13 protein-coding genes, 1 pseudogene and 1 riboswitch are annotated in these 14,791 nt (G+C 42.9%); of the genes and pseudogenes, 8 read left to right on the top strand and 6 right to left on the bottom strand.

The features are described from left to right. Positions 1-118: 118 nt before the first annotated feature. A pseudogene (locus ABE547_RS00070) lies at positions 119-1,501 on the bottom strand (glutamate synthase-related protein); the annotation flags it as partial. 283 nt (positions 1,502-1,784) lie between these two features. Between ABE547_RS00070 and ABE547_RS00065 the strand changes: the two are divergent. The 4 genes from ABE547_RS00065 to mutY all read left to right on the top strand — a co-directional run bounded on the left by ABE547_RS00065 (position 1,785) and on the right by mutY (position 5,887). Further along, positions 1,785-2,108, top strand: coding sequence for a hypothetical protein (locus ABE547_RS00065; protein WP_347376867.1), 324 nt, complete (start codon positions 1,785-1,787; stop codon positions 2,106-2,108). A 241-nt stretch (positions 2,109-2,349) separates the two neighbouring features. Further along, positions 2,350-3,192: an ATP-binding cassette domain-containing protein gene (locus ABE547_RS00060; RefSeq protein WP_347376866.1), complete on the top strand. Its 843-nt coding sequence runs from the start codon at positions 2,350-2,352 to the stop codon at positions 3,190-3,192. Between the two features lie 441 nt (positions 3,193-3,633). Beyond that, positions 3,634-3,891 (top strand): hypothetical protein, encoded by a 258-nt coding sequence (locus tag ABE547_RS00055; RefSeq protein WP_347376865.1) that lies wholly within the window; start codon positions 3,634-3,636, stop codon positions 3,889-3,891. A 214-nt stretch (positions 3,892-4,105) separates the two neighbouring features. Next, entirely contained in the window at positions 4,106-5,887 is a 1,782-nt protein-coding gene (mutY, locus tag ABE547_RS00050; RefSeq protein ID WP_347376864.1) for an A/G-specific adenine glycosylase, read from the top strand. A gap of 69 nt (positions 5,888-5,956) precedes the next feature. Here the strand turns inward: mutY and ABE547_RS00045 are convergent, their stop codons facing one another. From ABE547_RS00045 to ABE547_RS00030, 4 genes are all read right to left on the bottom strand, one after another. Next, positions 5,957-6,379: a hemerythrin family protein gene (locus ABE547_RS00045; RefSeq protein WP_347376863.1), complete on the bottom strand. Its 423-nt coding sequence runs from the start codon at positions 6,377-6,379 to the stop codon at positions 5,957-5,959. Between the two features lie 28 nt (positions 6,380-6,407). Then, positions 6,408-7,076 (bottom strand): phosphatase PAP2 family protein, encoded by a 669-nt coding sequence (locus ABE547_RS00040; protein WP_347376862.1) that lies wholly within the window; start codon positions 7,074-7,076, stop codon positions 6,408-6,410. Positions 7,077-7,209: 133 nt separating this feature from the next. After that, positions 7,210-8,130 (bottom strand): diacylglycerol kinase family protein, encoded by a 921-nt coding sequence (locus tag ABE547_RS00035; protein WP_347376861.1) that lies wholly within the window; start codon positions 8,128-8,130, stop codon positions 7,210-7,212. A gap of 41 nt (positions 8,131-8,171) precedes the next feature. Then, positions 8,172-8,774, bottom strand: coding sequence for a TetR/AcrR family transcriptional regulator (locus tag ABE547_RS00030; RefSeq protein ID WP_347376860.1), 603 nt, complete (start codon positions 8,772-8,774; stop codon positions 8,172-8,174). Positions 8,775-8,927: 153 nt separating this feature from the next. On the opposite strand from ABE547_RS00030, the gene ABE547_RS00025 reads away from it, so the two are divergent. The 4 genes from ABE547_RS00025 to ABE547_RS00010 all read left to right on the top strand — a co-directional run bounded on the left by ABE547_RS00025 (position 8,928) and on the right by ABE547_RS00010 (position 14,125). Beyond that, positions 8,928-11,084 (top strand): Tex family protein, encoded by a 2,157-nt coding sequence (locus ABE547_RS00025; RefSeq protein ID WP_347376859.1) that lies wholly within the window; start codon positions 8,928-8,930, stop codon positions 11,082-11,084. 47 nt (positions 11,085-11,131) lie between these two features. Further along, positions 11,132-12,019 carry a YitT family protein gene (locus ABE547_RS00020; protein ID WP_347376858.1) on the top strand — a complete coding sequence of 296 codons (888 nt, stop codon included), beginning with the start codon at positions 11,132-11,134 and terminating at the stop codon, positions 12,017-12,019. Further along, positions 12,020-13,150, top strand: coding sequence for a DUF362 domain-containing protein (locus ABE547_RS00015; RefSeq protein ID WP_347376857.1), 1,131 nt, complete (start codon positions 12,020-12,022; stop codon positions 13,148-13,150). It begins immediately after the preceding gene. 61 nt (positions 13,151-13,211) lie between these two features. Next, positions 13,212-13,338: riboswitch (FMN riboswitch) on the top strand. Positions 13,339-13,492: 154 nt separating this feature from the next. Next, positions 13,493-14,125 (top strand): ECF transporter S component, encoded by a 633-nt coding sequence (locus ABE547_RS00010; RefSeq protein WP_347376856.1) that lies wholly within the window; start codon positions 13,493-13,495, stop codon positions 14,123-14,125. A 115-nt stretch (positions 14,126-14,240) separates the two neighbouring features. Here the strand turns inward: ABE547_RS00010 and ABE547_RS00005 are convergent, their stop codons facing one another. Next, positions 14,241-14,606: a VOC family protein gene (locus tag ABE547_RS00005; RefSeq protein ID WP_347376855.1), complete on the bottom strand. Its 366-nt coding sequence runs from the start codon at positions 14,604-14,606 to the stop codon at positions 14,241-14,243. Positions 14,607-14,791 lie beyond the last annotated feature (185 nt).

Here is a 14,791-nt window from a genome sequence, read left to right as displayed (position 1 = left end):
TCTCCCCGTCCTTTACTTCAAAAATCTCCCCGCATACTTTACATCTGTATTGTTTCATCGTTGTTTCCTCCTTTTGAGTGGTAGATGTTGGAATGCCATAGTCCAGGGCCCGGCCGACATGGTGGATATCGGTATAATCTGCAATATCTCTGTCTGTAGTTACAAGGTTATCCAGAGATAATCCGTGAACAGAACGATTTCCTGTTATTCTTGCAAAAGTGCGAAGCTCACTGAGCGATACATTTAAAAAGTTTGCTACCCGTTTGGCGGCGGCTTCTACTTTCAGACGTTCTCTCAATTCCGGATTCTGGGTGGCGATTCCAACTGGACAATTTCCTGTGCCGCAGATCCGGTATTGCTGACAGGCAGCTGCAATCAGTGCAGAGCTTGCAATGGCGATGGCATCAGCTCCCATAGCAAGCGCTTTTGCAAAATCAGCAGATACACGTAAGCCGCCGGTGATTACGAGAGAGATGTCAGAACCAACCGCATCAAGATACTTTCTGGCGCGATACAGTGCATAGATGGTAGGAACGGTGGTCGCTTCTCTGAGAAGCAGAGGACTGGATCCTGTAGCACCTCCCCTTCCGTCAATCGTGATAAAGTCAGGACGTGCATAGACACAGTATTCGAGATCCTGTTCAATGTTACCGGCAGCAATCTTGATACCGATCGGGCGTCCGTCAGAACGTTCACGGAGCATATCAACCATTTCCCGCAGATCCTCTCTGGAATTCAGTTCCGGGAATTTACTCGGGCTCTGAATATCTTCCCCCTGCTTTTTTCCACGGATTGCAGCGATTTCTGCAGTCACTTTTTCGCCCGGAAGATGTCCGCCCATTCCGGGTTTTGTGCCCTGACCGATCTTGATCTCAATTGCATCACAAGAGCGCAGATTTTCATCCGTTACACTGTACTTATTCGGAATATATTCAAATATGTATTTGTACGCCGCCTGCTTTTCCTCCGGCAGAATACCGCCTTCTCCACTGCACATGGCAGTTTTTGCCATCGCAGAACCTTTCGCCAGAGCCACCTTAATTTCCCGGGATAAAGCGCCGAAAGACATATGGGAAATATAGATCGGGCTATTCAGTACCATAGGTTTTTTTGCATGTTTACCGATTACGGTAACAGTATCTACTTCATCTTCGTCATTGAGCGGCGGCGGGTTGAGCTGTGCACCAAGCAGCAGGATATCGTCCCAGTCTGGCATAGGCATCTTCGTTCCCATGGAACCTCCAATGGATTTTCCTGTTACTGCCATTTCATGGATTTCTTCCATATAACGGCAGGATGGATCATGCCGGGCAGTAGAATTGTCGTAAGCCAGCTCGCCGGAATAAGACTGTGGTGTGGAATCTTCTTTGTCCGCGTCTGTGCGTACCAGATTGGAAATCGGAAGTTTGCATACCGGGCAGCCCTCGAGATCTGTAATCGGTTTACCTTCCTTTTCTTCATCATAGATTGCACCGCAGACAATGCATTTGTAAATTGCCATTCAGGCACCTCCTTTGTATTGTTAATTTAAAAACAATATTAGTAACTATTACTATTATAAAGGAATAATTTTGATTCGTCAAGAGATAGAGTATACAGATAAAATCCAAAAATGAATTTATTCTTGATTTTTTGCAGAGATTTATGGTAAGTTATGTTTCGGTAAAAGAATAATGATACATAAACGACACAAGTAGTGCAGGGCACATAAATCTGATTACGGTAACTATGAGAAGTTCAAGAATCAGGTGCCTGCACTATTTTTTTGTGGAAAAGGAGGAAAAATGCTGCCTATCTGGTCGGTGATTCTGATAGAGTTCTTTTTCGCCTATCTGCTGGAATGTGTGATGGGAAGTCCCTGTTCATTTCGGCTGGCAAGCAAAGTCTTTGATCCCAGGAAAAATCACCCGATGATATTTGAGAGTGCAATCATCTGTGCCACAGTCGGACTGATGTGTCCGGCTATGAGTTTTCTTGCGGCATGGTTTTATTATCCATATTATCAGGGATTCTGTATCTGGACGCTGCTTGCAAACTGGCTGAAGCTTGTATGCCTTAATTTCCCGTTCGCGTTCTTTACGCAATTGTTTTTTATACAGCATTTGTAAGAACTATGTTCAAACTATTTTTCAGGAGAGATCTGTCTAAACGGGCTCAGTTGGAACAGGATATGAGAAAGAACCAGAAACGTGCACAGGATGAGATTGATGCGATTGACAGCATTATGAAACGCGTGGACGAGATACGGGCAGAGCTTGAAGCGGAGAGAACCTTGAATAAATAAAAGCCCATAAAAATAACTGCCCCATTGTACGGCGGAGTAAAGAGAGAACAGTAGATTTCGGAGGTGTGATTGTCGGACTGATCTCAGGGATCGGTGCGGGATGGTCGAAAAAAATAAGTTACTGGATACAGCCGGTCACAAAGGTTCTGGGAGCAATTCCTACAACTACCTATATGCCGATTGTGATGATGCTTGCAACATCCATGTTTGGCGGTTCTGCATTTCTGATTGGATTGGGAGTCTGGTTCCCGGTTACAGTTTCTTCAATGACAGGTGTGGCGAATGTGCCGAAAAACTATTACGAAGCTGCTCAGACATTGGGAACAGTCTATTGTAATGGTGAGAAGATTATCGGGACAAGTGAAAAGAGAGGACTGGTTTTTCAGGATCATGCGTTGTTCCCATGGCTGACTGTCTGGGATAATGTTCTGTTTGGTCTGAAGTCCTGCAAGAAGGTAAAAGAAAAAAAGGAACTTGCAGAGCAGCTTCTTGATATTGTGGGACTTACGAGATTCAAAAAGTCTTATCCAAATCAATTGTCCGGTGGTATGAGTCAGCGTGTCGCACTTGTAAGGGCTCTTGCAAATGAACCGGATGTACTGCTGCTGGACGAACCGCTGGGAGCTCTGGATGCATTTACCCGAATGAATATTCAGGATGCTCTGATTGACCTGTGGAAAGCAAGAGGCAATACGATGATTCTGATCACACATGACGTGGATGAAGCAATCTATCTCTCTCAGAAGGTAATCGTAATGTCTCCAAGACCGGGAAGAATCATTAATGAGATCAATATTGAGATGGGATATCCGAGAAACAGAAGTCATTCTGCCTTTACTTTATATAGAAATAAAATACTGGAACAGCTTAACTTTGCACATGAAGAGAGCATCAATTATTATATCTAGTATGGGTGAGATGGGATGACAACGATAAATACAAAATATGGAATCATAGAAAGTAAGGATATATATATGAAAATATCAAACGGTATGGTTATAAGTTTAATTTATTGCCTGATATTTTTTTTGAGAATTAGACAGTAATATTCTGCTGTGATATCATGAACTAATAAGTAGATGGAAAGGGAAAAGAAATATGGCGGAAGAGCAGAAAAATGACGAATATATAAAACTGCTTCAACAGATGATCAAAGAACTTCGGTTTGGATCGATTACTTTAGTAATACAGGACAGTAAAATTGTACAGATACAGAAAGAAGAGAAAATTAGAATATAATGAGGTCTTCGGTTGGCATAACTTATCAGTTTCAAAACAGAAGGATTCGTGGTAAAATAACTTATGATAATTGGCAGCGGCCTGTGAATGATGTCAGAAAGGATTAGGTTATGGAAGAATTGTACAGATTGATTGAGGAAAAGATAAGAAATGCAGGTTATCCGGGAGAAATTGACGGGAGAGAATTCTATAATGAAGTCAGTGATGAAGCGGATGATCAGGAAGAAGGTACCTATATATTCGGAATCAAAAAAAGCGATACATTGTTCTATCAGGGATGCATGGAGATCCTGAAGAATCAGTTTGATCTGCACTATGTGGATATTCATGACGGAGAGACTGTATATCATGTAGATTTTGATGCGTAGATGGATAAAAAAGCATGATATAGAGTATTTCTATAAATGAAAATGTATATTAAAATTAGTGATTGGATTTATCGGGAACGTTGGGCTATAATACAATCAAACGATAATATTGCTTGTGGTGAGATCTCCACCACGTTCCCTTCTAAAAAGCCTTTCATATTAAATGGAGGCTTTTTTACTTTGTAAAAAAGTTGAAAAGGATAATGAGTGACAGATGAAATATGAAAATATTCAAAAAGGAACATTTATTGCAAGGCCAAATCGGTTTATTGCGTATGCAGAGATTGACGGAGATACAGAAACAGTACATGTAAAGAATACCGGAAGATGTGCAGAACTTCTGGTTCCCGGAGCTACCGTCTATCTGCAGAAAGCTTTTGACCCAAAACGTAAGACAAAATGGGATCTGATTGCAGTGGATAAAGTGGTAAAACATGTATCCGGAGATTGTGAAGAAGATGTCGTAAAACTCGTGAATATGGATTCGCAGGTTCCGAATAAAGCAGTAAAAGAGTGGCTGGAAGAAGGCAATCTGATTGAGGGAATTACCAGAATTCGTCCCGAATATACCTATGGAAATTCGAGAATCGATCTGTATGTGGAAGCAGGAGAGAAAAAAGTTCTTATAGAAGTGAAAGGTGTAACACTGGAAGAAAATGGGAGGGTGCGCTTCCCGGATGCGCCCAGTGAGAGAGCTGTGAAGCATGTTGCGGAATTAGTGAAAGCAGTGAATGAAGGATATGAAGCATATGTGTTTTTTGTGATTCAGATGAGAGGAGTCCGGTACTTTACCCCGAATATGGATACGCATCCGGCATTTGGAGAGGCCTTGCGGCTGGCATCCAGGGAGGGAGTGCATGTGGTGGCATATGACTGTGAGGTGTCGCAGCAGGAGATTCATATTGCGCAGGAAGTTCCGGTCGTTCTGGAGAATCCCGTATTGTATGAACTTGCCGATCCAATCGTTCGGTGGTACAGAGGACATAAAAGAGATCTTCCGTGGAGAAAGAATCCGGATGCTTATCGCGTGTGGATATCGGAGATCATGCTTCAGCAGACTCGTGTAGAAGCAGTAAAGCCTTATTATGAACGGTTTTTACAGGAACTTCCTACGGTGAAGGATCTGGCAGAGGCAAGTGAAGATACTCTGTTAAAACTATGGGAAGGTCTGGGATATTATAACAGAGTCCGGAATATGCAGGCGGCAGCAAGACAGATTATGACAGATTATGGTGGAAGGTTTCCGGATACATATGAAGAGATCCGTTCTTTAAAAGGGATTGGTAATTATACTGCAGGAGCAATCAGTGCATTTGCGTATGGACTTCCCAGACCGGCAGTGGACGGCAATGTTCTTCGTGTGATTTCAAGAATTACCGGAAGCAGAGAGGACATCATGAAGCAGAGTGTGCGTAGCCGGATGGAGGAGGCACTGGAAGCGGTCATTCCTGGCAATGCAGCCGGAGATTTTGATCAGGGACTGATTGAGCTTGGAGCAATCGTATGTGTACCGAATGGACATCCAAAGTGTGAAGAATGTCCGGTGGCACAGTTCTGTGAAGCAAAAAGAGTAGATCTGATATCAGAAATTCCTGTAAAAAGCAAAGGAAAGGCCAGAAGAATAGAAAAGAGAACCGTGCTTCTGTTTAAAGACGGCCAGAAGATCGCAATTTCGAAAAGACCGTCCAAGGGGCTTCTGGCAGGCTTGTACGAATTTCCGAATCTGGAAGGATGGATGAGTCAGGATGAGGTGACTTGCTATTGTAAAGAGATTGGACTTATGCCGGTGAGAATCAAAAAGCTGGAAGATGCAAAACATATATTCAGTCATATTGAATGGCATATGAAGGGGTATGAAGTGGTTGTAGATGAACTGGAAAAAACGAACCGGAAAGGTTTTTTGTTTATTCGTCCGGAAGAGATTGAAAGAGAGTATTCGATTCCATCCGCATTTGAAAAGTATGTCAGCCATGCGGGAATCAAAAGAAGTTTATAAAAAGGACTGTTGTAAAATATAGATGTACTTCTGTGTTTTACAACAGTCCTTTAAATTACGTGTTCAGGATTACAGACGTTCGTGGCTGTCGCGCATATTTTTGTATTCAGCGACAGAGCGGTCAAATCCCTCAATATGAGTGTAGAACCATCTGATTACATTTTCCTGGATCTTTTCAACGAATGCCTGAGACGGACCTTCTTCCTCTTCCAGCATCTCTTCCAGTTCTTTGATTGTCTGTTTAAATGCGTCATGCTGTTCTTTGTGTTTTGCAAAGCCAGGGTAATCAATCTCACGCTGAAGCTGTTCTTCTGCGGAGAAATGGAAATCTGTGTACTCTGATAAATAATCCAGCGTACGGACAGCAACGGCCTTTTCGTTGCTCTGTTCACAGCTGTCCAGAAGCTTATTGATTCGATCGATCAGTTCTTTGTGATGAGAATCAATCATCTCATTACCGGTTACAAGGTTGTCACTAAATTCTGCATACATAATACGTCTCCTCCTTAGATAATGTTAATTATATTGGCTGATGAGAAAGTTTTGGAGCTTTCCGCTCTTCCGTAACATATACGAACGGGTATATGATACATGCCATAGCGACTGCTGCGATTACATCTGTCACAGAATGTTGTTTTAAAAATACAGTGGACAGAATAATCAGAAACGCTAACGCGTAAGCGCTGTATTGGATCTTTCGGTGCTTTTTTAAAGCGTCACTGTGTGAGATTGCAATACAGGAGCCTATGGAATTAAATACATGAATACTTGGCAGAACATTGGTTGGTGTGTCTGCCCGATATACCAGTTTCACAAGATCAACGAATATATTATCCCGCACAAATACAGTCGGTCTCAGATTTAAAGCATTGGGAAATATGGTGCATATAATCAGAAAGACGGTCATTCCTGTAAATAGAAATGCTGCCAGTTTATAAAATCCCCACTTGTCCGTAAAGAAAAAATAACCCATTGTTACTGCAATAAATACAAACCATAAAAGATACGGAACCACAAAATATTCTATAAAGGGTATGTGATTATCAATCGGTGAGTGAATCACATAATAATGAATACTTCTCCGGTTTTCAAGATGTATGAACCATGGCATATAAATCAGAATATACAATAAAACCCATGCATGACGATACTTTTTCACAAGTTTTTTTGCTTGATGAATGGCTTTCACGATAACATCCCCCTTGATAAGCCCTTATCATTATTCTATTCAGGTTTCAACCCGCATTATAACATGAAAGAAAAGAATGAACAACCAAGTTCACTATTTGTTAATAATTTTTACAAAGAGTTCAATATATCTTTTATGGAGCTGCAATAATTCTTAACCGATCCGGTTCCAGGCAGAGATTGATGTGGGTCTGGCGGAACACCGGTTCTCCGTCGGTATGTAGCGGAAGTGCCCGCTCACTGGTGATATCAACTGATTTGCAGGAAGTAATATGAATTCCTTTAAAACGAACATGCCATCCCCTGAATGCAGTCGGAAGAAGTGCCAGAACCTTCAGTTTTGGAAGATCTGATATGACGATTATGTCAAGAAGACCGTCTTTATAGTCTGCCTTTGGACAGAACATAAAGCCGCCTCCTTCAAATCGAAGGTTCATGGCAGCAGCAAAGTAGGTGTGAGGATATCGAACCTGTCGACCATCGTCCAGAGTTAAGGTGAGAGTGGCTGTCTCCATGGCTAATAGCCTGTGAAGTGCAACACCGGTATAAGTCAGTTTTCCTAATTTTAATCGATTAAAAAATGCTTTTAATGGAGATATTACAACCTGATGGCAGACATCAGCGTCGAAGCCGATACCTGCACTTACAGCAAATCTTCGTTTTTCTTCCTCATAAGAGAGAAGACCGATGTCCATACTGATATAACGGGAAGGCGTGAGGATGTTGTCTAATGCCTGCCGGATATCTGTGGGCAGTGCAAGACCTCTTGCGAAATCATTGCCGGATCCCATAGGAATATAGCCAAGAGTTACTTTATCGAGACGGACAATGCCGTTGATTACCTCGTTGATGGTTCCGTCGCCGCCAATCACCACAATGGTATGGCGTTCAAGATCTGATGTCAGTTCGCGGACAAGACTGGTTGCATGGTGCTGATATCTGGTGAAAAGCACCTGATAGTTAACGTTCCTTTCTGTAAGGATGGATTCGATTTCGTTCCACAGTTTTTGTCCGAGACCGGATCTTGCATTTGGATTCGTGATAAATGTATACATAGTTGCTTCTCCCTTGGCTTTTGTATATATAATATTCAGAATTAAAACGCACCGCTTAAATATGTTTCTAAAGAACGTTTCATATTTCCTTCAAAATCAGCATTGCCGCTTTTCAGGCACCATTCAAACACATTGCCGATAACGATCATACGAATATCCGTCGTGATATCGTCCAAAGCAAGCCTGGGTGTAATGACACCTGCACGGATTGCCTTTTCCAGATAGTTTTGCACAGTAACGATCGGATATGGCCGCTCTGTACGGATCAGAGGGTTTAATGACTGGTTTTTCGGAGTGTAATAATTGGACATAAATTCCACGCCCAGCTCTTCGCAGTAATGTACGTAGTTCAGGTATACACGCACGATTGCTTCTTTCGCTTCTGCAGAGTTGGAGGGGAGATCCAGAAAATCAGGATTGATGCTGGGTTGCTCTTCAATATAATAGGACAACAGATCATCCTTGGTTTTAAAGTGGTGATAGAAGCTGCCGTTGGATACACCGGCCTCTTCGCATATATTCTTTATGGACAGCTGTTCATATCCTTTTTTCTGCAGGATATGTTTGGCAGCCCGAAAGATTTTCGCCTTGGTTTCTTTGGATTTTAACTGCTGTTTTGACAGTTCCTGTGATTCATGATTCATGTAGCATACTCCCTTTAATATATTGTGTTAATTATATCACAGGGGACTCTTTTTTTCAAGAAAACAGAGTGAACTCTGTATCATGTATGACATTGCATGCATGAGGGAATTCAGTTATAATTATCTTCAGTTGATCAGAAAGGACATAGATATATGGATATTAATCAGAAGATAACGGGAGAACTTGGCGTAAAAAAATGGCAGGTAGATGCGGCAGTCAAGTTGATTGATGAAGGCAATACGATTCCGTTCATTGCGCGATATAGAAAAGAAGTAACGGGTACACTGAATGATGAACAGCTTAGAACTCTGCATGAGAGACTGATGTATCTGCGAAGTCTGGAAGAGAAGAAAGAGCAGGTCCTTTCCAGCATTGAAGAACAGGGGAAGCTTACGGAAGAACTGAAGCGACAGATTCTTGCAGCAGAGACACTGGTTGTGGTGGAGGATCTGTATCGTCCGTATCGCCCAAAAAGACGGACGAGAGCAACCATTGCCAAAGAGAAGGGACTGGAATCACTGGCTTCGCTGATCACTCTTCAGCAGCTGACTGTTCCGGTACTGGACTGCGCTTTGGAGTATGTGAATCCGGAAAAAGAAGTATGTACACCGGAGGAAGCCGTGGCTGGTGCAAAAGATATCATTGCAGAAAGCATATCGGATGAGGCGGATTACAGGATCTGGATCAGGAAGCGTACGATGCAGAAGGGAAAGGTTATCTCGGCGGCCAGAGATGAAAATGCAGAATCTGTATATGAGATGTACTATGAGTTTGAAGAACCGGTTGAGAAGCTTGCCGGACATCGGATCCTTGCACTGAATCGGGGAGAAAAGGAGAAGTTTCTGACGGTTAAGATAGAAGCGCCGCAGGAGGATATCCTTCGTTATCTGGAAAAAAAGGTCATTCATAAAGAGAATCCACACACAACACCGGTACTTAAGGAAGCGATCGAAGACAGCTATAAGAGACTGATTGCGCCGGCAATTGAACGTGAGATCCGCAATGATCTGACGGAGAAGGCGGAAGACGGAGCAATCGGAGTATTCAAGAAGAATCTGGAGCAGCTTCTGATGCAGCCGCCAATTGTCGGAAAGACGGTGCTGGGATGGGATCCGGCATTTCGAACCGGCTGTAAGCTGGCAGTGGTCGATCCCACAGGTAAGGTGATCGGAACAACGGTGATCTATCCGACGGCGCCTACGACACCGAAAAAGATACAGGCATCAAAGGATCTGCTGAAAAAGATTATCACAAAATATAATATTTCTCTGATTTCGCTGGGAAATGGAACGGCATCCAGAGAATCAGAGCAGTTTATTGTAGAGCTTCTGAAAGAAATTCCGGAAAAAGTACAGTATGTGATTGTAAATGAAGCGGGTGCATCTGTATATTCGGCAAGTAAGCTGGCTACAGAAGAGTTTCCGAAGTTTGATGTCGGACAGAGAAGCGCGGCTTCTATCGCGAGACGCCTGCAGGATCCGCTGGCAGAACTGGTTAAGATCGACCCGAAATCCATTGGTGTCGGACAGTACCAGCATGATATGAATCAGAAGAAGCTCAGCGATGCATTGTCAGGAGTTGTGGAAGATTGTGTCAATAAGGTGGGAGTAGACCTGAATACAGCGTCAGCACCGCTGCTTGCATATATTTCCGGAATCTCCGCAGCGGTTGCAAAGAATATTGTGGCGTACAGAGAGGAAAATGGAAAGTTTACCAACAGAAAGCAGCTCCTGAAAGTGGCAAAACTCGGACCGAAGGCATATGAGCAGTGTGCCGGTTTCATGAGGATACAGGGCGGTGAGAATCCGCTTGACGGTACCAGTGTACATCCGGAGTCTTACGATGCTGCTGAAAAGCTTCTTGCCAGACAGGGATTTTCTGTAAAAGATATCAGCGGAGGCAAGCTTACCGGGCTTTCGCTTACGATCAGAGATTATGCCAGACTTGCAAAGGAACTGAATATCGGAGAGATTACGCTTCGGGATATTGTAAAAGAACTGGAAAAGCCGGCACGGGATCCGCGTGATGAGATGCCAAAGCCAATCCTGAGGACGGACGTCCTGGAGATGAAGGATCTGAAAGAAGGTATGATATTAAAGGGAACGGTACGTAATGTCATTGATTTCGGCGTGTTCGTGGATATCGGAGTGCACCAGGACGGACTGGTGCATATTTCTGAGATTACGGATAAGAAATTCATCAAACATCCGCTGGAAGCAGTAAGCGTTGGGGATATTGTGGATGTGAGAGTGTTAAGCGTGGATCTGAAGAAAAAAAGGATTCAGCTCAGTATGAAAGGGATCTCCTGATCTGATACAGACAGAATGGTATATCGTCATTGAAAGAGGTGTGAAAAATGAAAAACTGGAAGAAAAGTATTATCACAATTGCAGGAGTACTTTTGGGGAATTTACTCCTTGCGTTTACGGTTGCGGCATTTGTTGTACCGTATGGAATTGTTATGGGTGGTGCGACGGGTATCGGTCTTACGATCTCGCATTATGTTCCGGTCAGCCTGTCCACGATTATCTTTGTGGTTAACATCGTATTGTTTTTGATGGGGGCATTTGTACTGGGGAAAACGTTTGCATTTACAACGATTATCAGTACCTTCGTATATCCGATATTTCTTTCTGCCATACAGGCAGTGCCGGGAATTGACAGCCTGACAGATAATGTGATGCTGGCATCTGTGTACGGTGGGGTATTGCTTGGAGCCGGGATAGGAATGATTGTGCGAGTGGGAGCGTCTACGGGAGGTACAGACATTCTGGCGCTGGTGTTCAATAAATGGTTTCATATCCCGATTGCGATTCTGTTATATGTTGTGGATTTTCTGGTGCTGGGATCTCAGATTCTTTTCTCGGATTCAGAACAGGTCCTGTATGGTATCTTGTGTCTGGTTCTGAGCACGGTGGTGTTAAATCGGGTGATGCTGATGGGACAATCGCAGATTCAGCTGTTTATTGTTTCTGAAAAATATAAGGAGATCAAGGAGCGGGTATTGAAAGAAATTGATGCGGGAGTCACGATGGTTCAGATAGAGACCGGATATGGACAAAAGCAGCAGCAGGGGGTTCTCTGTGTGATTCAGAATCGAAAGCTGTATTCTGTGAAGGAGATGGTACAGGCGATTGACCCGAAAGCATTTATTACTATTTCACAGATTAATGAGGTAAGAGGACGCGGATTTACGATGGAAAGGATCCGCTATGAAGAAGAACAGAAACTGGAGGAGAATTAGATGGAAAAAGCAAAGGTATATTATACAGATTTCAGGACAAAGCTTGGAGAGGGACTGCCGACAAAATTAAAACGACTGATCAAGGCAGCGGGAATCGAACAGATTGACATGGACGGTAAATTTGTCGCGATAAAAATGCATTTTGGTGAGCTGGGGAATCTGGGATTTTTACGACCGAACTATGCAAAAGCGGTTGTGGATGTTGTGGAAGAACTGGGAGGAAAGCCGTTTCTTACGGATTGTAATACACTGTATCCGGGAAGTCGTAAGAATGCACTGGAACATCTGTATTGTGCGTGGGAGAATGGATTTACACCTCTTACGGTCGGATGTCCGATCCTCATCGGTGATGGACTGAAAGGAACGGATGATATAGAAGTGCCGGTGAATGGCGGCGAATATATTCAGAAAGCGAAGATTGGACGAGCAGTCATGGATGCAGACATATTTATCAGTCTGACTCATTTTAAGGGCCATGAGACGACGGGATTCGGTGGAACGATTAAGAATATCGGAATGGGGTGCGGTTCACGTGCAGGAAAAAAGGATCAGCATATGAACGGAAAACCGGGAATCGATCAGGATCTGTGTCGAGGCTGCAAAAGATGTCTGAAAGAATGCGCGAATCAAGGACTTGAATATAATATAGAGACAGGAAAAATGTCTATCAATAATGACAATTGTGTCGGATGTGGACGCTGCATCGGTGCATGCAATTTTGATGCGATTGAATTTACGGACAGTGCGGCAACAAAAGAGCTGAATTGTCGTATGGCAGAGTATACGAAGGCTGTCGTTGATGGCAGACCAAATTTCCATATATCTCTGATCGTAGACGTGTCACCCAACTGTGACTGTCATAGTGAAAATGATGCTCCGATTCTGCCGAATATCGGAATGTTTGCGTCATTTGATCCGCTGGCACTGGATCAGGCCTGCGCCGATGCGTGCCTGAAAGCAACGCCACTTCCGAACAGTCAGCTGGCTGAAAATATGGAAAAAGAGGAATTTTGCGATCATCATGACCATTTTGAAAACACAACACCTAATTCAGAATATAAGACATGTCTGGCGCATGCGGAAAAGATTGGGCTTGGAACCAGAGAATATGAGGTAATCACAATAAAATAGTCACTTTTGTTATAATGCACTTGCATAATCATATGCGGCGTATTATAATGGCAAAGTAAAGAAAGATCTTCGGGGTAGGGTGCAAGTCCCAACCGGCGGTATAGTCCGCGAACCTTTGTATATGATACAGAGGCCGATCTGGTGAGATTCCGGAACCGACAGTATAGTCTGGATGAGAGAAGAGTAATGTAGTGATATGGATATTTTTCTACCCCGACATGATATGTTGGGGTATTTTTTTGCGTATGATGCAAAGGCGAAGTCTGACTCTTATCATTGCATGGTTCCGGGAAGAGTTTCTTTCTTATTAATAATATGATGTGCTTAAAGGAGAGAAAGAAAATGAACACAACAGACGTAATGACAAAACAGAATGCAAAAACAAAGAACAAAGTAAGAATGATGGCTCAGATCGGTATGCTGTCCGCAATCGCGGTAGTATTGATGCTTTTTGAGATTCCGCTTCCGTTTGCACCATCTTTTTATGAAATCGACTTCAGTGAAGTTCCTGTTCTGGTCGGAAGCTTTGCGATGGGACCGCTGGCGGGAGCAGCAATTGAATTTGTGAAGATTCTTCTGAATTTTGCGATCAATGGAACAACAACAGCCGGCGTTGGAGAATTTGCCAATTTCCTGATCGGATGTGCAATGGTTCTTCCGGCAGCCTGGATCTACAAAATGAACCATACAAGAAAGGGTGCGATTATAGGAATGTTAACAGGAACTCTGTTTATGGCATTTATAGGATGTTTCCTGAATGCCTTTGTACTTCTTCCAACGTATGCGAAAGCATTTGGAATGCCGATCGATGCACTGGTTGGAATGGGAACAGCTGTAAACAGCCATATTACCAGTCTTACCACCTTTGTGATCTTTGCAGTAGCACCGTTTAACCTTTTGAAAGGATTTCTGGTATCACTGATCGTATTCCTGATCTACAAAAAGATCAGCCCGATATTAAAGATGAATGCGTAAATCTGTGGCGGACCGTTGCATAAGAAAAACAAACAATCCTGAAAATGTGTAAATTCCACAAGAAATGCTTCGATAAGCAAAAGATCATCGAAGCATTTCTGTGGAATTTTATTATTTACGCGGGACAGATTTCAATCCAGTATCCGTCAGGATCATTGATGAAGTAGACTCCCATATCCATGTTTTCATAGCAGACACAGTTCATTTCTTTGTGAAAAGCGAGGGATGCTTCCATATCATCGGAACGCATGGCAAGATGTATCTCGTTATCGCCAAGATTATAAGGACGATCCATATCCCGCAGCCAGGTCAGCTCCAGAAGATGCGATGTGGTATTGTCCCCCAGAAATACGAGCTTAAAGCTTCCGTCTTCCGCCTCTTTTTCTCTGGTGATTGTAAGTCCCAGAGCTTTCTGATAGAAATCTATCGATTTTTCCAGATCAAAGACATTGATATTGTTGTGATAAAATGAAAATTTCATGAGTACCTCCTGAATTGTTAAACTGTTAGTTTTAGTATAACATGAGTAGCAGAAGAAAAAAAGATCCTGTCTTTGACAGTTAGCAAAAGAAAAAATCGCTGTATCCCTTGCGCTTACTTGGGTACAGCGATTTTTATCGTTGTTATAGAGTATTGTAATTTATTTCCTTCCTTTACTCTGTTTCT

The organism is Dorea sp. YH-dor226 (genome assembly GCF_039832105.1).
GTDB lineage: Bacteria > Bacillota > Clostridia > Lachnospirales > Lachnospiraceae > Dorea_A.
Note: the sequence above shows the minus strand (reverse complement) of the source record. Positions and strands in the feature narration are given on the sequence as shown.

Bases quoted from the DNA above. Each gene is read 5' to 3' on its own strand.
- ABE547_RS00065 (WP_347376867.1), top strand. From the start codon at position 1,785: ATGCTGCCTATCTGGTCGGTGATTCTGATAGAGTTCTTTTTCGCCTAT.
- ABE547_RS00055 (WP_347376865.1), top strand. From the start codon at position 3,634: ATGGAAGAATTGTACAGATTGATTGAGGAAAAGATAAGAAATGCAGGT.
- mutY (WP_347376864.1), top strand. From the start codon at position 4,106: ATGAAATATGAAAATATTCAAAAAGGAACATTTATTGCAAGGCCAAAT.
- ABE547_RS00045 (WP_347376863.1), bottom strand. From the start codon at position 6,379: ATGTATGCAGAATTTAGTGACAACCTTGTAACCGGTAATGAGATGATT.
- ABE547_RS00035 (WP_347376861.1), bottom strand. From the start codon at position 8,130: ATGTATACATTTATCACGAATCCAAATGCAAGATCCGGTCTCGGACAA.
- ABE547_RS00030 (WP_347376860.1), bottom strand. From the start codon at position 8,774: ATGAATCATGAATCACAGGAACTGTCAAAACAGCAGTTAAAATCCAAA.
- ABE547_RS00025 (WP_347376859.1), top strand. From the start codon at position 8,928: ATGGATATTAATCAGAAGATAACGGGAGAACTTGGCGTAAAAAAATGG.
- ABE547_RS00020 (WP_347376858.1), top strand. From the start codon at position 11,132: ATGAAAAACTGGAAGAAAAGTATTATCACAATTGCAGGAGTACTTTTG.
- ABE547_RS00015 (WP_347376857.1), top strand. From the start codon at position 12,020: ATGGAAAAAGCAAAGGTATATTATACAGATTTCAGGACAAAGCTTGGA.
- ABE547_RS00010 (WP_347376856.1), top strand. From the start codon at position 13,493: ATGAACACAACAGACGTAATGACAAAACAGAATGCAAAAACAAAGAAC.
- ABE547_RS00005 (WP_347376855.1), bottom strand. From the start codon at position 14,606: ATGAAATTTTCATTTTATCACAACAATATCAATGTCTTTGATCTGGAA.